The sequence below is a fragment of the Pseudomonas sp. UMAB-08 genome, assembly GCF_900095225.1.
Classification (GTDB): Bacteria; Pseudomonadota; Gammaproteobacteria; order Pseudomonadales; family Pseudomonadaceae; genus Aquipseudomonas.
The window spans coordinates 147,362-168,319 of the sequence record NZ_LT607424.1 but is presented as its reverse complement, the minus strand read 5'-3'; the positions used below and the strand labels follow the sequence as shown (position 1 = coordinate 168,319).

Annotated in this window: 20 protein-coding genes and 1 pseudogene; all 21 read right to left on the bottom strand. The window is 56.3% G+C overall.

Annotated elements, in window-relative coordinates; genetic code table 11:
• Window positions 1-3: 3 nt before the first annotated feature.
• Window positions 4-1,011, bottom strand: coding sequence for a type VI secretion system baseplate subunit TssG (gene tssG, locus K0F75_RS18470; RefSeq protein ID WP_219063404.1), 1,008 nt, complete (start codon window positions 1,009-1,011; stop codon window positions 4-6).
• Window positions 975-2,762 (bottom strand): type VI secretion system baseplate subunit TssF, encoded by a 1,788-nt coding sequence (gene tssF / locus K0F75_RS18465; protein ID WP_219063403.1) that lies wholly within the window; start codon window positions 2,760-2,762, stop codon window positions 975-977. Before tssF ends, tssG begins: the two co-directional genes overlap by 37 nt.
• 120 nt (window positions 2,763-2,882) lie before the next feature.
• Window positions 2,883-3,290 carry a type VI secretion system baseplate subunit TssE gene (gene tssE, locus K0F75_RS18460; RefSeq protein ID WP_219063402.1) on the bottom strand — a complete coding sequence of 136 codons (408 nt, stop codon included), beginning with the start codon at window positions 3,288-3,290 and terminating at the stop codon, window positions 2,883-2,885.
• Window positions 3,291-3,303: 13 nt separating this feature from the next.
• Window positions 3,304-4,779, bottom strand: coding sequence for a type VI secretion system contractile sheath large subunit (gene tssC, locus K0F75_RS18455; RefSeq protein ID WP_219063401.1), 1,476 nt, complete (start codon window positions 4,777-4,779; stop codon window positions 3,304-3,306).
• A 28-nt stretch (window positions 4,780-4,807) separates the two neighbouring features.
• Window positions 4,808-5,314 carry a type VI secretion system contractile sheath small subunit gene (tssB, locus tag K0F75_RS18450; protein WP_219063400.1) on the bottom strand — a complete coding sequence of 169 codons (507 nt, stop codon included), beginning with the start codon at window positions 5,312-5,314 and terminating at the stop codon, window positions 4,808-4,810.
• A 32-nt stretch (window positions 5,315-5,346) separates the two neighbouring features.
• Window positions 5,347-6,903: a type VI secretion system protein TssA gene (gene tssA / locus K0F75_RS18445; protein WP_219063399.1), complete on the bottom strand. Its 1,557-nt coding sequence runs from the start codon at window positions 6,901-6,903 to the stop codon at window positions 5,347-5,349.
• 457 nt (window positions 6,904-7,360) lie between these two features.
• Window positions 7,361-7,554: pseudogene (locus K0F75_RS25845) on the bottom strand (group II intron reverse transcriptase/maturase); the annotation flags it as partial.
• 131 nt (window positions 7,555-7,685) lie between these two features.
• Window positions 7,686-9,521, bottom strand: a complete 1,836-nt coding sequence (gene glmS / locus K0F75_RS18440) for a glutamine--fructose-6-phosphate transaminase (isomerizing) (RefSeq protein WP_219063398.1) — start codon at window positions 9,519-9,521, stop codon at window positions 7,686-7,688.
• Between the two features lie 9 nt (window positions 9,522-9,530).
• A complete protein-coding gene (locus tag K0F75_RS18435; RefSeq protein ID WP_219063397.1) occupies window positions 9,531-10,295 on the bottom strand; it encodes a DeoR/GlpR family DNA-binding transcription regulator in 765 nt (254 codons plus the stop codon).
• A gap of 223 nt (window positions 10,296-10,518) precedes the next feature.
• Complete coding sequence (glmU, locus tag K0F75_RS18430; RefSeq protein WP_219063396.1) at window positions 10,519-11,886, bottom strand: bifunctional UDP-N-acetylglucosamine diphosphorylase/glucosamine-1-phosphate N-acetyltransferase GlmU; 1,368 nt, start codon at window positions 11,884-11,886, stop codon at window positions 10,519-10,521.
• 114 nt (window positions 11,887-12,000) lie between these two features.
• A complete protein-coding gene (locus tag K0F75_RS18425) occupies window positions 12,001-12,426 on the bottom strand; it encodes a F0F1 ATP synthase subunit epsilon (RefSeq protein ID WP_219063395.1) in 426 nt (141 codons plus the stop codon).
• 44 nt (window positions 12,427-12,470) lie between these two features.
• Window positions 12,471-13,850: a F0F1 ATP synthase subunit beta gene (gene atpD / locus K0F75_RS18420; protein WP_219063394.1), complete on the bottom strand. Its 1,380-nt coding sequence runs from the start codon at window positions 13,848-13,850 to the stop codon at window positions 12,471-12,473.
• Between the two features lie 28 nt (window positions 13,851-13,878).
• On the bottom strand, window positions 13,879-14,739 hold the full coding sequence (gene atpG, locus K0F75_RS18415; RefSeq protein WP_219063393.1) for a F0F1 ATP synthase subunit gamma: 861 nt from the start codon (window positions 14,737-14,739) through the stop codon (window positions 13,879-13,881).
• A gap of 50 nt (window positions 14,740-14,789) precedes the next feature.
• Window positions 14,790-16,334 carry a F0F1 ATP synthase subunit alpha gene (atpA, locus tag K0F75_RS18410; protein WP_219063392.1) on the bottom strand — a complete coding sequence of 515 codons (1,545 nt, stop codon included), beginning with the start codon at window positions 16,332-16,334 and terminating at the stop codon, window positions 14,790-14,792.
• Between the two features lie 21 nt (window positions 16,335-16,355).
• The gene (locus tag K0F75_RS18405; protein ID WP_219063391.1) at window positions 16,356-16,892 is read right to left on the bottom strand and encodes a F0F1 ATP synthase subunit delta; all 537 of its coding nucleotides are present in this window, start codon (window positions 16,890-16,892) and stop codon (window positions 16,356-16,358) included.
• Between the two features lie 12 nt (window positions 16,893-16,904).
• Window positions 16,905-17,375 carry a F0F1 ATP synthase subunit B gene (locus tag K0F75_RS18400; protein ID WP_219063390.1) on the bottom strand — a complete coding sequence of 157 codons (471 nt, stop codon included), beginning with the start codon at window positions 17,373-17,375 and terminating at the stop codon, window positions 16,905-16,907.
• 58 nt (window positions 17,376-17,433) lie between these two features.
• Window positions 17,434-17,691 (bottom strand): F0F1 ATP synthase subunit C, encoded by a 258-nt coding sequence (gene atpE / locus K0F75_RS18395; protein ID WP_019694395.1) that lies wholly within the window; start codon window positions 17,689-17,691, stop codon window positions 17,434-17,436.
• Between the two features lie 133 nt (window positions 17,692-17,824).
• Window positions 17,825-18,694, bottom strand: a complete 870-nt coding sequence (atpB, locus tag K0F75_RS18390) for a F0F1 ATP synthase subunit A (protein ID WP_219063389.1) — start codon at window positions 18,692-18,694, stop codon at window positions 17,825-17,827.
• Between the two features lie 16 nt (window positions 18,695-18,710).
• On the bottom strand, window positions 18,711-19,118 hold the full coding sequence (locus tag K0F75_RS18385; protein ID WP_219063388.1) for a F0F1 ATP synthase subunit I: 408 nt from the start codon (window positions 19,116-19,118) through the stop codon (window positions 18,711-18,713).
• Between the two features lie 146 nt (window positions 19,119-19,264).
• Window positions 19,265-20,146, bottom strand: a complete 882-nt coding sequence (locus K0F75_RS18380; protein ID WP_219063387.1) for a ParB/RepB/Spo0J family partition protein — start codon at window positions 20,144-20,146, stop codon at window positions 19,265-19,267.
• A 9-nt stretch (window positions 20,147-20,155) separates the two neighbouring features.
• The gene (locus K0F75_RS18375; RefSeq protein WP_219063386.1) at window positions 20,156-20,947 is read right to left on the bottom strand and encodes a ParA family protein; all 792 of its coding nucleotides are present in this window, start codon (window positions 20,945-20,947) and stop codon (window positions 20,156-20,158) included.
• Window positions 20,948-20,958 lie beyond the last annotated feature (11 nt).

Below are 20,958 nucleotides of genomic sequence, written 5' to 3'. Positions count from 1 at the left end.
TCCTTAATGAATTTTGCTGCCGAGGGTGACGATGCCGTCGGCGCGTTCGCGTCCTAGCCAGCTGGTCCAGCCAAGACGGCAGTCGTTCTGCGGGTCGAGGCGTAGCTCACGAATTTCTTCATGACGCAGTACCAGTCGAATGTCGTAATCAAGCGGGTCTCGCAGGGTGAAACGCACCAGCGCGCATAACGGCTGGTAGCCAGTGCCAATGGGGAGAAAGTCGTGAAAGCTCTGCCAACTCAGTTCACGGACGTGCACGCGAAACTTGCCGCCGCAATCGCGCACTCGCTCGCCCAGCACAAGGTCCTCGCCCAGTCGGTTATTGGCGGCGCCAAGACGATTGCGTTGCTCTTCACGAATCCGCACGGTGCGCTCGACGCACTGTTCAATGACCAGCTCGGCGTGCTTGAAGTAGTAACGCAGCACGGACTCAATCAGCGCCGCCGAATGAGCACGCAGGCTGAGCAAGCCCAAGTAAGGCAATAACCGATTCCAGTTCAGCTCCTCGGCCTCGCGAATGGCCTCACCACCCAGCCCGATCAAGGCGAACAGCTGTGCCGAAAACGGGTCCCGCGCCTTGCTTTCGAAACGCGCGTGATAGCGATATTTGCGCCAGATCGGTAGCAACAAACGTTGCAATCGATGATGAAAAAGGTCGAGGAAATCACGCGTCGAATTGCCTTCTTCGCGATCACCCAAGGCTTGCTCGCCATAGAAGGCTGGCAGCGGCGAAGCCGACCCCATCAGGCTGACCAGGTTAAGACGCAGGCGTGCCCGCATTACCCCGTGCTCTTCAAAGAACTGCACGCGGTCGATATCGCTGCCAGGAAAACCAAAACTTGGGCTGGCCTGAAATTCCAGCAGGTCATACAACTGCTCGTCATTCATCGGGGCATTGGATTGACGCAGCCGTTCCATGATCTGTGGCACCGCCTGGAAGATCGAATACTCGCGTATGGCCTTGCTTAACCCGCTTAAAGCAAGGGCTGCTGGCCCATTCGTGGCGTCCATTGGTACTCCTCTCCCTGTGTGCTTTTCACGTGCAGTTCGTGATACGAATTGAGGCTGGCGTAGAGCGCGAAGAACTCGTTGAGCACCGATGCGAAGAGGAACATGTCGCCTTCGCCAACGTAGCCTTTAGGATCCATGACCAGTTCCGTGCGCAAACCGCGCAGAGGCAAGCCGCGGTGTAGACGGTCAACGGGTTGGTGGCTGATTGACTTCAAACCGTTAAGGCGGGTTTTGCTGGCGTTACGTGCCTGTTGGTCGTAATAGCGCGGCAGGTCGTAGGTTTCGAGAATCACCTTGAGCGCATTGACGTTGACGAGGGACACGTAGTTCAGCGACATGTTGCTGATCAACTTCCACAAGAAGTCGCTGTCCAGGGGCGGTGGATAACTCGACGTCGGGCTGAGGATATTGCGAAAAGTCAGGGACTCACGCGCGCCCGGCGCCGCCACGCAGATATCCCCACTCTTAAGCCGACGCGGCAAATTCTGATTGGTGCAGGTCAGCTCGATGGACACTGTGTCAGAGCAGTCCGAGCCCTGAACGCCAAAGCTCAGGAAAGTGTCCAGCCCCTCGTGCAGCAATGATTGACGCTGCCTGACGCTGTAATGCGGACGGGCCTGTAGCACATCGAAGCTGGGGTCGTGCTCGAAGGACTCGAAGGGCACGAACACCTTCGCATCAGCTTCGCCTTTGTGACTGGCGCTCACGCGATCAACGGAAAACACACCATAGTTCCCCCGATTCTTTTCATCGGGTAGCAACAGGTACTCGTCTTCCCTGCCATCAAACCTGATCGGCGACGCATGGTGCTTGAACAGGTTGGCGATGGGCGTGCAATACAACTTCACGTTATTCAGCGTAGGGCGCTGGCGCTGCATGCCGTTTTTATTGATGGTGAACCGCAGCAGGACACCCCGCGCTTGCTTGAGTGTGGCCTCTGGCAAACCTCCGAGAACATCCAGCCCGGACAGGTCAACGAACAGAAACTTGTCCTGGAACGCGAAGTACTCCTGCAAATACCGATAACCGCGGAAGGTGTTCAGCGGGTAAGGAATCAATGCCTCATCTTCGGCAAATCCGACGGGCTGGACGTTTTCCCTCGGCAACATGAATGACAACGTGTCGTGACCCTCGCCTTTCATGTGCTCATGTTTAGCGTCCAGCGGAATCACCTCGATACTGTCGAGGTGGCGCAGCAGGCTGAGGTGAAGCGTTTGGCTGATGTAGGGTTCGCCCGCAAAATGCAGACGAAGACGGCTTAGCTCAAGCTCGCCAAGGTGCCCGTCACACGTCATATCCAGCCGCAGCGTCAGCAGGGCGCCGTCGCCATTTTCCGAATAGTTCAACGCGCCCAACTTCAGGGCCAATACCTCGGTGGCGTAGCACGTGCTGAAACCACACACCACGCCATCAAGCGCCAGGCTTTCAACATGCATATTGCGTTCAGCCAAGAGTGCCGGACCCGCCTGCTTCAATGGGTCGAACTGCAACATGCTGAACGCCGGTAACGGCCGCATGTAGTTCGGCCACAACAGGTACATCAACGAATGGGTCAGCTCGGGCAGCTCATCATCGAGTTTCTGTCGCAGACGTCCGGTGAGAAACGCAAACCCCTCAAGCAGACGTTCCACATCTGGATCACGCCCGCTCTGCCCGAGAAAAGGCGCCAACGCCGGGTTACGCTCAGCGAAAGCGCCGCCCAACTGACGCAGTGCGTTCAGTTCGTTTTGGTAGTACTGATTAAACGACACGGGCGATAACCTTCCTGCACGCACACTGCGTGGTTGAGTTTTGCGGGTGCGACAGTGCCGCTTCAGATAAAAAATGTTCCACGTGGAACACATGCTTTCGCTGATAAAAAAGGAGACTTGCTACTTAACCGTGACCTGTCCATTGCTGTTCAGGCGCGCGGAAAAACTCACCCGGCGCTTGATGCCATTCACTTCAAGCAAGCCCTCAATAGTGAATGCCAGTCTTAAGGGGTCGTTCTCGTTCGGGAGAGAATGGACTTTCACATCGGCCAGGCGCGGCTCATACGCGTTCACGAAGCCCTCTATGGCCGAGCTGGCCTGACTCAAGGATTCATGCAGGCTCAAGCTCATATTGTTCAGGTCCGGCAGCCCGTAGTCGGGCAGCGTCTGCACGCTGCCCGCACGGGTACTGAGCATTTTTGCCAAGTGGGCAGCCACCGAGTCCATGGCGCAGTCCTCGCGACTTGATTCACTTCGCTTATGGGTGTCGCCGCCAAGGCGCTCGAAAAGGCTGCCGTATGCCGTCATGACGTCGCTCCGTTTACTCTTTGTCCAACTTGCCGACCAGCGACAAGGTGAAATCCGCCCCCATGTATTTGAAGTGCGGGCGCACGTTCAAGCTGACGCGGTACCAGCCAGGCTCGCCTTCAACGTCGCTCACGACGATTTTTGCGGCACGCAGCGGGCGGCGGCCACGGACTTCAGAGCTCGGGTTTTCCTGGTCTGCGACGTACTGACGAATCCATTTGTTCAACTCTTGCTCAAGGTCGGTACGTTCCTTCCAGGAGCCCAGTTGTTCGCGTTGCAGCACTTTGAGGTAATGCGCCAGACGATTGATGATGAACATGTAAGGCAGCTGGGTACCCAGTTTGTAATTCAGCTCCGCAGTTTTGTCTTCTTCACTGTTGCCAAAAAACTTCGGCTTCTGCACCGAACTGGCCGAGAAGAACGCAGCGTTGTCGCTACCCTTGCGCATGGTCAGGGAAATAAAGCCCTCTTCCGCCAACTCATATTCACGACGGTCAGAAACTAATACTTCAGTTGGAATCTTGGTTTCGATTTCACCCATGCTGTGGAAGTGATGCAGCGGCAGATCTTCGACCGCCCCCCCGCTCTGTGGACCGATGATGTTCGGGCACCAGCGGAACTTGGCGAAACTGTCGGTCAACTTGGTTGCAAATGTGTAGGCCGTGTTGCCCCACAGATAGTGTTCGTGACTGGTGGCGACATTTTCTTTGTAGACAAAGGTCTTCACCGGATTTTCTTCAGGGTCGTAAGGATTACGCAGCAGGAAGCGCGGCACCGTCAGGCCGACATAACGCGCGTCTTCCTGTTGACGGAAACTTTGCCATTTGGCGAATTGCGGACCGCCAAAGTGATCTTTAAGGTCTTTCAGATCGGGCAAGCCAGTAAAACTTTCCAGACCGAAAAACTTCGGACCCGCCGCCGCGATAAACGGCGCGTGCGCCATACATGCAATGCTGGAAACATACTGCATGGTTTTAACATCGGGCGAACTTGGCGAGAAGAAGTAGTTAGCGATGATTGCGCCGACGGGCTCGCCACCGAACTGACCGTATTCAGCGGTATAAACATGCTTGTAAAGACCCGACTGCATAACTTCCGGCGAGTCTTCAAAATCATCCAGCAGGTCTTGCTTGGAAACGTTAAGCACCTGGATCTTGATGTTTTCACGGAAGTTGGTGCGCTCAACCAACAGCAGCAGACCACGCCATGAAGCTTCCAGCGCCTGGAATTCAGCGTGGTGCAGAATCTCGTCCATCTGGCAGCTGAGCTTGGCATCGATCTCGGCGATCATGCGATCAACCATGGCTTTCTTTACAGGCTCGCCGTTGTTCTGCGGCTTGAGCAGCTCTTCGATGAAGGCCGATACACCGCGCTTGGCGATTAAGTACGCATCGTCATTGGGGCTGAGTCGGGTCTCGGCGATGATGCGGTCGAGAATGCCGCCTTCGAGTGTTTCAGTACTTTTTTGCTGTGCAGCTTTAGTGCTCATAGAGGTGGCTTCCTTTGCTGATGAGGTCTCAAGCGTCCGGCGATGCGGCGGCGTTCATGTTCAGTTCACCCAGAACACGGGCGCGCGCTTCATCGTCGGCGAGCACACCTTCGATAGCCTTTCGGAAGGCAGGCGCATTACCCAAGGGGCCTTTGAGGGCCACGAGCGCGTCCCGCAGGTCCATGAGCTTTTTCAACTCTGGAATCTGCTCAATCAGGTTGGCCGGCCCAAAATGTTTCATCGAGTTGACCTCGAGGTTGATCGCCAACTCATCGGGGCCGCCCTCCTCCTGAAGACGATTGGGTACGCTCAGCGTCAGGCGCAGTTTTTGGTTGGCCAGCACGTCGTCAAAGTTGTTTTTATCGATGCTGATCGGCTTGCGATCCTCAACTTTGCGTTCATCCGCTTGCTGGGTGAAATCACCCAGTACCAGCAGCTTCAGCGGCAGCTCGATTTCTTCTTGAGCATTGCCAAGCGCGGGCTTGAAAGTGACGTTGATGCGTTCTTTAGGGGCTACCGAGCCTTCTTTGGCCATGGTGTTTCTCCTTGCGGTTATGACCCGAGGGCCTAGGGAAGTACTACTTCAAGATCGAGGTGGCACAACCGGTGGTAAACATCTTCCTTGCGCTCTCGCACCACTTGGTTTTGCGGCAACAGTTCGCAGCAGCTATACAGGAGGTGCAGCACTTGCAGCGCAAGGTCGGGCTCCCAGGCATCAAGGCCTGCATCCCGTAATTGTTGATCGAGGGTCTCTAACTGGGTCTTGGCCAGCTCGTACTTCTTGGCCTGGTAACACAGCCGAGCGAGGCTCAATTGCCAGAAAAATCGCACCCTTCCACCATGGGCGCTCTGCAGGCCCTGCTTGAGAATCTGCACGGCTGCCTTGAGGCCATCACGGCGCAAAACGGGCAAAACGTCTTGCAATGCGTCTTCCCAGACGGCTTGACTGCTATCGCTCTGCGCCGTGCTGGGCGCATTGACAGCTTGCAGATGCACCAACACATGGGCACTGATCCAGCTACGCGTAGCGTCATCCGCAAACGGCACACCGTCGTGAAAGCGCAGGTCGACTATTCCTGGCAAGCGCTGCAGCAACAGCGAAAGCTGCACTTCAACTTCGCGCATGGCCAAATCGGCATTGAGCCGCTGCTGGCACTCCCACACCATGCGTTGACCGTCGAACCAGAACGGCGAGACGGCAAGGCTGGCCTCCAGATCCACGAGCAAATCGGCGTACTGCCCTTGATCCAGGCGCTCTTGATAGTTTTTCAGCCTGTCCGCAGGCAGCCCGCGCAAAACGGTGATGTGTTCGGCGTTGCGCTCCGGGAGCGCCTCAATCGTCAGCCATAGCAGGGTCCGATTAAGGCGCAAGGCACGCAGGTCGGTGGCTTTCTGGCGTAACCACCAGGCGCACAAAGGCCGCGCATTTTCCAGCTGCACGCGCAGGGCTTTTTGCGCATCCCTTTCATTGTCGATGGGCGAACCCGGGGTGAAGAGTTGAGTGGCCGCCTGCTTCACCTGAGCGAACACCGCACCCATCGCCCCTGGCTCAGGCTGGTTGTTCGCTGCGCGCTGCACCATGGCTGCCAGCCGTCGCCGGATCGGTAACAACAACGGGGCATCGTCGCCCAGGTGCAGCGTCAGCGCGGCATCCAGGCCCTCAAGGTGCTCCACCAGACGCCTGAACAGGGACAACTGTTCTTTGATCGGCACGCTCTCCGCCAACACCTGCTCAAGGCGCGGCAGCAACCAATTGAAGGCAGCGATACGGGTACGCGGTTTGAGCGGGTGCAGGAGCGCCCAGTGATCTTTGCAAAGGTGATGAAGCAGACCGAACCCTGCCAACAAGCCTGCAAACGAATCTTTTTGGTACAGGGCCCACGCCAGCCAAACCGCCACACGCAGGTCTTTGGAGTGATCACGCAAGATCAATTCGCTGTCATCGAGGACCTTTTGCCAGTCGATCTGGCTGTTCTCATGCAGTGAGTAGGCCTTGCCCAACTCAGTTTCCAATGCCTCGTATTCGTTGGAAAAGCGAATATCGTCCCCGGCGAAGTGCTCCTTGGAGACAGGCACTTTCGCGAGATCGAGGTAACGAGCAGACAACTCGCGTGAGTACGTCATCCGAGGCACGCCCCGTCTGCGCCACACGAAACGCGCATCGGTGCATGAATACCTACTAATGCAGGTGCGCTAAAACAACTCCATGAAGGCGCGCTGAGCACACTCCTTTTATCGCACACCATAATCAGCTACCTCGGACAATGGCGGCGATCTTAAGAGGCGACAGTTTCTGCGTATGTAGGAAAACTCCACCACACTCATACGGAAACGTCTGATGGAATGGTGACCGGTTTCTTACCTCCAACTTCGCACATTTAAGTTCGCAAAAGTCTGTAGGAAACTTCCTTCATGCGAATCTGAAACTGGAGTTTATTCAATGGCCTGAATGGCATTTAATAGGGCTTGTATGTTCTAGTCGCACCCATAGCTTTTGTGACTGTTATAAAATGACGTCATTATACTTATAACTATTACGGTGCACTTCTCGCACTTCGTGCAGCGCCTCTTTGAGCCGGGTGCGGCTTCTTCCCCTGTTCAACGTCAATTTCAGAAGCTGACTCAGGAAGCACTCGATGTTGTACAGCACTCGCTCGCCAGCACGACATCTCCCACATAAATGTTCGCATCATCGGCATAGCGCACGAAGCGATGACCCCGCCGTTCCAACTCTCGGTCGAGTTCGCCGAGCAGGATATTCGACAGCAACGGTGTCCCGCCGCCACATGCCACCACCGCCAAACTGGTTGTGCTTACGCGCAACGCGACATGCCTGGCGCATAATGAAAAAGCCCGCTAATGCGGGCTTTGTCAAAAGCAAAAAATTTTATCCACCTGTGGATAACTTATTCCACAGTCACCGATTTAGCGAGGTTACGCGGTTGGTCGACGTCGGTGCCTTTGAGTACGGCGACGTAGTAAGACAGCAGTTGCAGCGGGATGGTGTAGAGAATCGGCGCCAGGGTGTCGATGATGTGCGGCATGGCGATGACGTGGGTGCCTACGCCGTTGCTCATCCCGGCGTGCTCGTCAGCGAAGACGATCAATTCACCGCCGCGTGCGCGGACTTCTTGCAGGTTGGATTTGAGTTTTTCCAGCAGCTCGTTGTTGGGTGCGACGGTGACGACGGGCATGTCGCTGTCGACCAGCGCCAACGGACCGTGTTTGAGTTCGCCGGCCGGGTAGGCTTCCGCGTGGATGTAGGAGATCTCTTTGAGCTTGAGCGCACCTTCCATGGCCACCGGGAACTGCGCGCCACGGCCAAGGAACAGGGTGTGGTGCTTGTCGGCGAACAGCTCTGCGACTTTTTCGACGGTGCTGTCCATGGCCAGCGCTTCGCCCAGACGGGTCGGCAGGCGGCGCAGTTCTTCAACCAGTTCAGCTTCAACGCCGTCTTCGAGGGTGCCTTTGACCTGCCCAAGCGCCAGAGTCAGCAGCAGCAGGGCAACCAGTTGCGTGGTAAAGGCTTTGGTAGAGGCAACGCCGATTTCCGGACCGGCCTGGGTCAGCAGGGTCAGATCGGACTCACGCACCAGTGAGCTGATGCTGACGTTGCAAATGGCGAGGCTGGCGAGGAAGCCCAGCTCTTTGGCGTTACGCAAGGCAGCAAGGGTGTCGGCCGTTTCGCCCGACTGTGAGATCGACACGAATAGCGTGTCCGGTTGCACGACGACTTTGCGGTAGCGGAATTCGCTGGCAACTTCGACCTGGCATGGAATGCCGGCCAAACCTTCGAGCCAATAACGCGCCACCATACCGGCGTGGTAGCTGGTGCCGCAGGCAACGATTTGCACATTGCGCACTTTGGCGAACAATTCAGCCGCTTGCGGGCCGAACGCCTGTACCAACACCTGCTGCTGGCCAAGTCGACCTTCCAGGGTGCGCTGCACGACTTTAGGTTGTTCGTGAATTTCCTTGAGCATGAAGTGACGGAACTTGCCCTTGTCCGCCGCTTCGGCGTCTTCACGATATTGCACCACTTCACGCTCGACCGGCAGACCGTCAACGGCCCAGATCTGCACGCTGTCGCGGCGAATTTCGGCAATATCGCCTTCTTCCAGGTACATGAACCGGTCAGTTACTTGCCGTAGTGCAAGCTGATCGGATGCCAGGAAGTTCTCGCCCAGACCCAGACCGATCACCAACGGACTGCCACTGCGGGCAGCGAGTAAGCGGTCAGGCTGTTTGGCGCTGATCACGGCCAAACCGTAAGCACCGTGCAACTCCTTGACGGCGGCTTTCAGCGCGACGGTCAGGTCGCCACTGTCTTTAAACTTATGGTGCAGCAAGTGGACGATGACTTCGGTGTCGGTGTCCGACGTGAAGACGTAACCCAGCCCTTTCAAGCGCTCGCGCAGCGCTTCGTGGTTCTCGATGATACCGTTGTGCACGACCGCCAACTCATCAGCGGAGAAATGCGGGTGGGCATTGCGCTCGCACGGGGCGCCATGGGTTGCCCAGCGGGTATGAGCGATACCCAAACGGCCAACCAATGGCTCGCCAGCAAGGGCTTGCTCCAACTCAACGACCTTGCCCGAACGACGGCAACGCTCCAGTTTGCCGGCGTTGCTGAAAATAGCGACGCCTGCGCTGTCGTACCCACGGTACTCAAGGCGTTTCAGGCCTTCGAGCAAGATGGCAGTGATATTGCGCTCAGCAACGGCGCCGACGATTCCACACATGGTTCTCTCCTAGCAAACGGCGGCGCAAATCAAGGTTATGCCGCGGGCTTGAATCTGCTCGCGTGCCTCGGTGGGCAAGCGATCATCGGTAATAAGGGTATGGATGCTGCTCCAGGGCAGCTCCAGGTTAGGAATCTTGCGACCTACTTTGTCGGCTTCGACCATCACGACGACTTCGCGCGCGACCTCCGCCATGACCCTGCTCAAACCCAGCAGCTCGTTGAACGTCGTAGTCCCGCGGCTCAAATCAATGCCATCGGCGCCAATGAACAACTGATCAAAATCGTATGAGCGCAACACCTGCTCAGCAACCTGTCCCTGGAACGATTCGGAATGGGGATCCCAGGTGCCGCCGGTCATGAGCAGCACCGGTTCATGCTCAAGCTCGCTCAAGGCACTCGCGACATACAAAGAGTTGGTCATCACCACTAGCCCGGGCTGTCGGCCCAGCTCAGGAATCAGCGCGGCCGTGGTACTGCCACTGTCGACGATGATGCGTGCATGTTCGCGAATACAGGACGCCGCTACACGAGCGATGGCTTGCTTGTACTTGGACACGGGCTGGCTGTCGCTCATCAATTCCTGCGGCATGGTGACGGCACCGCCATAACGACGCAACAGCAAACCATTGTTTTCAAGCGCGGCAAGATCCTTTCGAATCGTCACCTCCGAGATCTCGAAGCGTTTTGCCAATTCGTCGACACTGACTTCGCCCTGCTCGTTGAGCAAGGCCAGAATATTGTGACGACGCTGGGGGGTATTACGTTTCGACATGGTAGTTTAAGTTTCGATTCGAAAGATAACGAAAGCAATCAAAACCTATTGGTGTATTTCCGTCAAGCTGAAAAAACTGTGGATAACTCTGCAGGTGCTGCCGAAGGCTGCGGTCACTCAGAAACCTGGCGTCGCGTTTGATTTTTTTAAGGTTGTTCCAACCTTATCGCAGCCTTCGGCAGCTCCTACAACGATATGGGTATGCCCACGCCTGTGGATAACTTCAGTCTTTCTTGATTTTTACGGGTCGCTTCCAGCCATCGATATTGCGCTGACGTGCACGGCCGATTGCCAACTGTTTTGCAGCAACGTCTTGAGTGATGGTGGAACCCGCCGCCGTGGTGGCGCCGGATGAGATATCCACAGGCGCGACCAGGGAGTTATTGGAACCGATGAATACGTCCTCACCCAGCACGGTCCTGAATTTGTTTGCGCCGTCGTAGTTACAGGTAATGGTGCCAGCGCCGATATTGGTGCGCGCTCCGACCTCGGCATCCCCCAGATAAGTCAAATGCCCAACCTTGGCGGCTTCACCCAGATGCGCGTTCTTGAGCTCGACAAAGTTACCCACATGCGCGCGCGCTTCCAGCACGCTACCTGGGCGAAGACGAGCAAAGGGACCAACATCGCTGCCCTCCCCCAAGACCGCGCCATCGATATGGCTGCTGGCTTTGATGACCGAGCCTTTGCGCAGGGTGCTGTTCTTGATCACGCAGTTCGGACCAATAACCACATCGTCTTCGATGAACACACGGCCTTCGAGGATCACGTTGATATCAATCAGAACGTCGCGCCCCACACTGACGTCGCCTCGCACGTCGAAACGTGCGGGATCACGCAAGGTCACCCCCAAAGACATCAAGCGCCGAGCCTCCCGTTGCTGGTAATGACGCTCCAGCTCGGCCAGTTGCTTGCGATCGTTGGCACCCTGGACTTCCATGGCATCGAGGGGCTGCTCAGTGGCAACCACCAGGCCATCATTCACGGCCATGGCAATGACGTCGGTCAGGTAATACTCGCCCTGTGCATTGTTGTTCGACAGGCGACCCAGCCAGTCTGCCAGTCGCTTGCCAGGCACCGCGAGAATACCGGTGTTGCCCTCAGTGATGGCTTTCTGCGCCTCGGTCGCATCCTTATGCTCGATGATCGCGCTGACACGCTGTTGCTCATCACGCACGATACGACCATAGCCGGTGGGATCGGCGAGATTGACCGTCAGCAACCCCAACTGCTCGGCGCTGACTTTTTTCAGCAGTCGTTGCAGGGTTTCCACTTCGATCAACGGCACGTCGCCATACAGGATCAGCACGTTCTCGGCGGTCAGCTCAGGCAGCGCCTGCGCAACAGCGTGACCGGTGCCCAGCTGCTTCTCCTGCAAAATGAAGTTCAGGTCATCTGCGGCCAGACGTTCACGAACGATATCGGCGCCATGACCGATCACCACATGGATGCTCTGTGGATTAAGTTGACGGGCGCTGTGGATAACATGGCCGAGCATGGAATCCCCGGCCACCGGATGAAGAACCTTGGGCAGCGCGGAACGCATGCGAGTGCCCTGGCCTGCGGCGAGAATAACGATATCGAGTGACATGACTGGCTACCAATCCTGGGTGGTCAGCGGCTGTGACCGGGGGGTGATTTTCAAAAAAAGAAAAAGGGTAGCCGAGGCTACCCTTTTTCTCAATCGCGCAGAAAGCCGACGGGATTAACCGCCAAATTTTTTGCGAATTTGCTGAATCGTGCGCAGCTGAGCTGCAGCCTCGGCCAGACGTGCGGCCGCAGAGCCATAATCGAAATCTGCGCCTCTTTCATGCAGCGCCTTCTCAGCAGCCTTAACAGCCAGCTGAGCGGAGGCTTCGTCCAGGTCGGCAGCACGTTGCACGGTGTCGGCAAGTACCTTGACCATGTTCGGCTGAACCTCGAGGAAACCGCCTGAGATGTAATACACCTCAGCTTCCCCGCCCTGTTTGATCAAGCGGATCGGACCTGGCTTCAGATCAGTGATCAGCGGCGCGTGGCCTGGAGCGATACCAATATCACCCAGGTTGCCGTGCGCAATCACCATCTCGACCAGACCGGAGAAAATCTCTCCTTCCGCGCTAACGATATCGCAATGGACTGTCATAGCCATTTGCTTGCCTCAACCTGATTAGCGCCCGTTGCCGGGCGCCGGGATTACAGTTTTTTGGCTTTCTCGATCGCTTCTTCGATGCCGCCTACCATGTAGAACGCTTGTTCTGGCAGGTGGTCGTAGTCACCGTTGAGGATGCCTTTGAAGCCAGCAATGGTGTCTTTCAGGGAAACGTATTTACCCGAAGCACCGGTGAAGACTTCAGCCACGAAGAACGGCTGCGACAAGAAGCGCTGGATCTTACGAGCACGGTTTACCAACTGCTTGTCGACTTCCGACAGCTCGTCCATACCCAGGATCGCAATGATGTCCTTCAGTTCTTTGTAACGCTGCAACACGTACTGAACGCCACGAGCGGTGTCGTAGTGATCCTGGCCGATAACGTTCGGGTCCAGCTGGCGCGAAGTCGAATCGAGTGGATCGACCGCTGGGTAGATACCCAGGGAGGCGATGTCACGGGACAGTACGACGGTGGCGTCCAAGTGGGCGAAGGTTGTCGCAGGCGACGGGTCAGTCAAGTCATCCGCAGGTACGTATACCGCTTGGATCGAGGTGATCGAACCGTTTTTGGTCGAAGTGATGCGCTCTTGCAGCGTGCCCATCTCTTCAGCCAGAGTCGGCTGGTAACCTACTGCAGAAGGCATACGGCCCAGCAGTGCGGATACTTCAGTACCGGCCAGCGTGTAACGATAGATGTTGTCGACGAACAACAGAACGTCGTTACCTTCGTCACGGAACTTCTCGGCCATGGTCAGGCCGGTCAGTGCTACGCGCAGACGGTTACCCGGCGGCTCGTTCATCTGACCGTATACCAGCGCCACTTTGTCGAGAACGCTGGAATCCTTCATCTCGTGGTAGAAGTCGTTACCCTCACGGGTACGCTCGCCCACACCAGCGAACACGGAATAACCGCTGTGTTCCATGGCGATGTTACGGATCAGTTCCATCATGTTTACGGTTTTGCCTACACCGGCACCACCGAACAAACCGACTTTACCGCCTTTGGCGAACGGGCAGATCAGGTCGATAACCTTGATGCCGGTTTCCAGCAGGTCGTTGCCGCCTGCCTGTTCCGCGAAAGTTGGCGCAGGACGGTGAATGCCCCAGCGCTCTTCGGTATCGATCGGACCCGCTTCGTCGATCGGGTTGCCCAGTACGTCCATGATCCGGCCCAGGGTCGCTTTACCGACCGGTACGGAGATGGCTGTGCCAGTGTCTTTGACTTCCAGACCGCGCTTCAAGCCCTCGGTGGAACCCATCGCAATGGTGCGGACCACGCCGTCGCCCAGCTGTTGCTGAACTTCCAGGGTGGTCCCGGCCGCGCTTTGTACCAACAGCGCGTTGTAGATGCTCGGTACGTTTTCGCGTGGGAATTCCACGTCGATCACGGCGCCGATGATTTGAACGATACGTCCGCTACTCATTAGCTGGATCCTCTGAATATTTGAACCGTTAAACCGCGGCAGCGCCGCCGACGATTTCCGAGATCTCTTGGGTGATCGCAGCCTGACGCGCCTTGTTGTAGACCAGTTGCAAATCGCTGATCAAATCACCGGCGTTATCAGTGGCGTTCTTCATTGCGATCATCCGCGCGGCTTGTTCAGCTGCGCTGTTCTCGACAACCGCCTGGTACACCTGCGACTCCACGTAGCGCACCATCAGGCCGTCAAGCAGCTCTTTGGCGTCGGGTTCGTAGAGATAGTCCCAGTGGTGCTTGAGTCCTTGATCCGGGGTTGCCACCAGCGGAATCAACTGCTCCACCGTTGGCTGTTGCGTCATGGTGTTGATGAACTTGTTGGATACCACGGACAGGCGATCAATACGGCCATCCAGGTAGGCATCCAGCATCACCTTGACGCTGCCGATCAAGTCATTGATCGACGGCTCTTCGCCCAAGTGGCTGATCGCAGCGACGACGTTACCGCCGAAGTTGCGGAAGAATGCCGCACCTTTGCTGCCGACCACGCACAGATCGATCTCTACGCCGTTTTCACGGTTTACCGCCATGTCCTTGACCAAAGCCTTGAACAGGTTGGTATTCAAGCCACCACACAGACCACGGTCACTGCTCACAACGACATAACCGACGCGCTTTACTTCGCGATCGATCATGAACGGGTGGCGGTATTCCGGGTTGGCGTTGGCCAGATGTCCGATTACCTGGCGGATGCGCTCCGCGTAAGGACGGCTAGCGGACATACGCATTTGAGCCTTGCGCATTTTGCTGACCGCCACTTTTTCCATGGCGCTGGTGATCTTTTGCGTGCTTTTGATGCTCGCAATCTTACTGCGAATCTCTTTTGCGCCTGCCATGTAACACCTATCAGGTTAGCAAGCGGGAGCCTCTCGGCCCCCGCTGCGGCTTACCAGGTTTGGGTGGCCTTGAACTTCTCGATACCGGCTTTGAGGCCAGCGTCGATTTCGTCATTGAAGTCACCCTTCACGTTGATCTTCGCCATCAAATCGGCGTGATCGCGGTTGAAGTAAGCAATCAGAGCCTGCTCGAAGCTGCCGATTTTTGGAATCTCGATGTCCACCAGGAAGCCACGTTCAGCGGCATACAGGGACAACGACATATCAGCGATAGACATCGGCGCGTATTGCTTCTGCTTCATCAGCTCGGTAACGCGCTGACCATGCTCAAGCTGCTTGCGAGTGGCTTCGTCCAGGTCAGAAGCGAACTGGGCGAATGCCGCCAGTTCACGGTACTGAGCCAGAGCGGTACGGATACCACCGGAAAGCTTCTTGATGATCTTGGTCTGAGCGGCACCACCCACACGGGATACCGAAACACCGGCGTTCACAGCAGGACGAATCCCGGAGTTGAACATGGCCGATTCCAGGAAGATCTGACCGTCGGTGATCGAAATCACGTTGGTCGGAACGAACGCGGAAACGTCGCCAGCCTGGGTTTCGATGATCGGCAGCGCGGTCAAGGAACCGGTTTTGCCGGTCACAGCACCGTTAGTGAACTTCTCTACGTATTCTACGGAAACACGCGATGCGCGCTCCAACAGACGGGAGTGGAGATAGAACACGTCGCCTGGGTAAGCTTCACGGCCTGGTGGACGACGAAGCAGCAGGGAAATCTGGCGGTAAGCCACTGCTTGCTTGGACAGATCGTCATAAACGATCAGCGCGTCTTCACCGCGGTCACGGAAGTATTCGCCCATGGTGCAGCCGGAGTACGGAGCAAGGAACTGCAACGCAGCAGATTCGGAAGCACTGGCAGCAACGACGATGGTGTTAGCCAACGCGCCGTTCTCTTCGAGTTTGCGAACCACGTTGGCGATGGTCGATTGTTTCTGACCAATTGCCACGTAGACGCAGAAGATGCCGCTGTTTTTCTGATTGATGATCGCATCGATCGCCAGAGCGGTTTTACCGATCTGACGGTCGCCGATGATCAGCTCACGCTGGCCACGGCCGACAGGGATCATGGCATCTACAGCCTTGTAGCCAGTCTGCACAGGCTGATCTACCGACTTACGCCAGATCACACCCGGAGCAACCTTCTCGACAGCGTCGGTGAGGACGTTGTTCAGAGGGCCTTTGCCGTCAACTGGGTTACCCAATGCGTCGACTACGCGACCCAGCAGTTCCGGACCAACCGGAACTTCAAGGATGCGGCCAGTGCACTTGGCGCTCATGCCTTCAGCCAGAGTCGTGTAAGCGCCCAATACCACAGCACCTACAGAGTCTTGCTCAAGGTTAAGCGCCATACCGAAGACGCCGCCCGGAAACTCGATCATCTCGCCGTACATTACGTCGGCCAGACCGTGAATCCGCACGATGCCGTCAGATACGCTGACGACAGTGCCTTCGTTACGGGCTTGGGAGGTTACATCGAGCTTGTCGATGCGACCCTTGATAATTTCACTTATTTCGGAAGGATTGAGTTGCTGCATTGCTCTGCTGCCCCTTCAAACTCAAGATTTCAATGCTTCGGCCAGTTGCGCGAGTTTGCCACGAACTGAGCCATCGATAACCAGGTCGCCGGCGCGGATGATGACACCACCTATAAGGGTGGCATCCTCCGCAGCGTGCAGGCGCACTTCCCGGCCGAGCCGTGCACTGAGAACCTTGGCGAGTTTGTCTTGCTGTTCTTCGTTCAATGCAAAAGCACTGGTGACGTCCACATCAACCGATTTTTCCTGCTCAGCCTTGTACAGGTCGAACAGTGCGGCGATCTCCGGCAATAGCGGGAGACGGTCATTTTCGGCAACGATGTGGATGAAATTTTGTACTTTGACATCAAACTTGTCGCCACACACTTCGATAAAAGTGGTGGCCTTATCTGCGCTCGTCAGTCGCGGGGCCTTGAGTACGCGCTGCATTGTGTCGTTTTGCGACACAGTTGCAGCCAAGCCTAGCATGGCTGACCAATTGGCCAGTTGCTGGTGGGCCTGGGCGTGCTCAAAGGCTGCCTTAGCGTAAGGTCGGGCCAACGTGGTCAGTTCTGCCATGATCGCCCTCGCTTAAATTTCAGCAGCCAGTTTATTAACCAGCTCCGCGTGCGCGTTTTGATCGATTGTGGCACCCAGGATCTTCTCGGCACCGTTGACTGCCAGGCTGCCCAATTGGGCGCGTAGCGCGTCTTTGACGCCGTTCAGTTCCTGCTCGATCTCGGTCCGAGCCTGAGCCTTCACACGGTCAGCTTCGACAACAGCCTGTTCACGGGCTTCGTCGACAATCTGATTACCGCGTTTCTTTGCTTGCTCAATGATTTCAGCTGCCTGAGCTTTAGCATCGCGCAGTTGCTGACCCACTTTATCTTGGGCCAACTCCAGGTCACGAGTTGCTCGGCTAGCAGCGTCCAATCCATCCGCGATCTTCTTCTGACGTTCGTGCAAAGCCGCGATGACCGGAGGCCATACGAACTTCATGCAGAACAGTACAAAAATGAAGAACGCAACGGACTGGCCAATCAGGGTTGCATTAATGTTCACGCCAACACCTCGCTCGTTCGTTGTCCATCACACTTGCTCAACTCGAAAAACCGAGTAATTAGTGAGCCAGTTGACCAACGAAGGGGTTCGCAAAGGTGAAGAACAGAGCGATACCAACACCGATCATGGTCACGGCGTCGAGCAGACCAGCGACGATGAACATTTTAACTTGAAGCATTGGGACCATCTCTGGTTGGCGAGCTGCGCCTTCCAGGAACTTACCGCCCAACAGGCCGAAACCAATTGCGGTACCCAGTGCGCCCAGGCCGATCAACAGTGCAACAGCGATAGCGGTTAGACCAACTACAGTTTCCATCTTTCCTCCCGACTTTTACGTCGTATTGGTTAGGTTTTTAGATTAAAGCGGTAAAGCAAAATCGTTTTTACAGCAGCCCTTGCGGGCACCCTCTCACCAAGGCAAGAGGGTCATCAGACACGCCAGGCGAGTCTTAATGGTTCTCTTCGTGAGCCATCGAAAGGTAGACGATGGTCAGCATCATGAAGATGAACGCTTGCAGGGTGATGATCAGGATGTGGAAAACTGCCCACGCCCATTGCAGCACAACACCCAGGCCACTGAGCCAGAGCAGACCGCTGCCGAACATGACCGCGATCAGGATGAAGACCAGCTCGCCAGCGTACATGTTGCCGAACAGTCGCAGTGCCAACGAAATCGGTTTGGCAATCAGCGTCACGAATTCAAGCAGGAAGTTCACCGGAATCAACAGCGCCTGAACAAGAATGTTCTTGCTGCCGAATGGGTGCAGGGTCATTTCGCCGACGAAACCGCCGATGCCCTTGATCTTGATGCTGTAGAAAATGATCAGCGCGAACACCGACAAGGCCATGCCCAGGGTCGCGTTAGGATCTGTTGTCGATACCGCACGGAACGGAATGTGCGAGTCGCCAGTGATCAGGACGGCCAGTTTCGGAATCCAGTCGACCGGTACAAGGTCGACGGCGTTCATCATGAACACCCAGACGAAAATGGTCAGTGCCAATGGCGCAATGACAGGGCTACGACCGTGGAAACTGTCTTTAACGCTGCCATCAACGAATTCCACCAGGACCTCGACGAAGTTCTGCAGGGCGCCCGGCTGACCAGAGGTCGCCTTTTTAGCCGCCATGCGGAAAATCAATACGAAGATCAAACCCAATGCTACCGACCAGCCGAGGGTATCGACGTGGAAAGCCCAGAAGCCCATTTCTTTGGCTTGAGCTGCGGAGTGGGCAAAGCCCCAACCGCCGGTTGGCAATTGACCAAAGGTCAGGTTCTGCAAGTGGTGCTGGATATAGCCCGAAGCGGTTTCTGCTGCCATGGTTGCCTCAAACGCCCTAAGGTCTCGAAAGTCTTGTTCTCATTAGCAGGGGAGCAAACCAGCTGACCGACTGGGTCAACATGAACACGCCGAATACAGCCAGCGGCGCCAGTGGCTTCACACCTACAAAGGTCAGCGCAAAAAACGCTGCCGTCAAAATCAGTTTGCCAGCCTCGCCGGCATAAAAAGACCGGACTATGGCTTGCGCTGCTCTAGCACCGGAAAACCGGAACGCCTTATGAGCAAAATACAAATTGGGCAGCCAAGCTATCAAACCTCCGCAAAGGCCTGAGTACCCGGCTACGACTCCGTGCCACTGCCACAGCGCCAAAGCTGCCAGCAGCAGGACTACACATTGAGCCAGCAGTACCGGAAAAACCGCCAAGCGATGGAACGGCAGGCGGTTTTGCGTGCGGCTTTCCATCACAACTGCTCCTCGAATGCCGGCCGCCAAAATCAATAACTTGGCATCATTTGTGCCGACAAAATGCGCGCAGAGTATAGGGGCGGTTTACCCCCTATTCAACTGTTAGGTAGTGATTTCCGACTACCCGCTACAAAGCAATTGTTTCAGCGGATGTGAGCAAGGACACCCTGCAACTCATCCAGCGAGTTATAGCGAATCACCAACTGCCCTTTACCCTTCTGACCGTGGCGAATCTGCACCGCAGAGCCTAGGCGCTCGGCCAGACGCTGTTCCAGGCGACTGATATCCGGGTCGGATTTGGCCGGTTCAGAGGACCCGGCAGAGGCTGGTTTTCCACTCAACCACTGCCGAACCAGTGCTTCAGTCTGGCGCACAGTCAGCCCGCGTGCGACAACATGTCGCGCCCCTTCAACCTGCTGTTCTTCGGGCAAACCGAGCAATGCACGTGCATGGCCCATTTCCAGGTCGCCATGGGACAGCATGGTTTTGATGACTTCAGGCAAGGAAATCAAACGCAGCAGGTTGGCCACAGTAACCCGCGACTTACCCACAGCATCAGCGACTTGCTGCTGGGTTAATTGGAATTCTTGCTGGAGACGCTGTAAAGCGACCGCCTCCTCGACAGGATTGAGGTCTTCGCGCTGAATGTTCTCGATCAGCGCCATGGCGATGGCAGTCTCATCGGGCACATCGCGGACCATAGCCGGAATGGTTTCAAGCCCAGCCTGCTGGGCTGCACGCCAGCGACGTTCACCGGCGATGATTTCAAAGCGCTTGTCGGCAATCGGACGCACCACGATTGGCTGCATCACGCCTTGGGCTTTGATCGACAGAGCAAGCTCTTCAAGCGCCTGAGGGTCCATGTCGCGGCGTGGCTGGTATTTGCCGCGCTGGATCAGGTCCAGTGGCAAATGCTGCAGTTCACGTTGATCGGCCTGAACAGCCTGTTCTTCCAGCGCACTGACGGTCGGACTGCTTAGGAGTGCATCCAGCCCACGTCCGAGACCTCGTTTCTTAACGGCCATGCGGATTCCTTAATTTGCCTGAGCGGTGCGCGAGTTGCGACGTTGACGGCGAACCATCTCGCCGGCCAAGGCAAGGTAGGCCAGGGCGCCACGCGATGTTTTGTCATACGTCAGCGCTGGCATCCCAAAACTCGGTGCTTCAGCCAGACGAATATTGCGTGGGATGACCGTGTCGTAGAGCTGTTCCCCGAAATGCTCTTTGAGCTGATCGGAAACATCGTTGATCAAACTCAGTCGCGGGTCGTACATGGTGCGCAGCAAGCCTTCGATTTTTAGCTGCGGGTTGAGCAGCTCGGCGATGCGCTTGATGTTATCCACAAGGTCGCTCAGCCCTTCAAGCGCAAAGTACTCACACTGCATGGGGATAATGACCCCGTCAGCGGCAACCAGAGCGTTCAAGGTGAGCATCGACAACGACGGAGGACAGTCGATGAGGATGTAATCGTAATTCTCGCGAATAGGCGCCAAAGCGTTGCGCAACCGACTTTCCTTCAGTTGCATGTCCAGCAGGACCACTTCGGCCGCCGTCAGATCGCGGTTGGCTGGCAGCAACTGATACCCGCCATGTTCGGAGAACTGCATGGCCTGGGCCAGATCGCATTCGCCGATCAGCAGGTCATAAACCGAATATTCAAGCGCGTGTTTATCCACACCGCTGCCCATCGTGGCGTTGCCCTGCGGGTCGAGATCGATCAACAACACACGGCGCTTGGTCGCGACCAGTGACGCTGCGAGGTTGATACAGGTGGTGGTTTTACCCACACCACCTTTTTGGTTCGCTATCGCGAATACCTTAGCCATTCTTGCTTGTG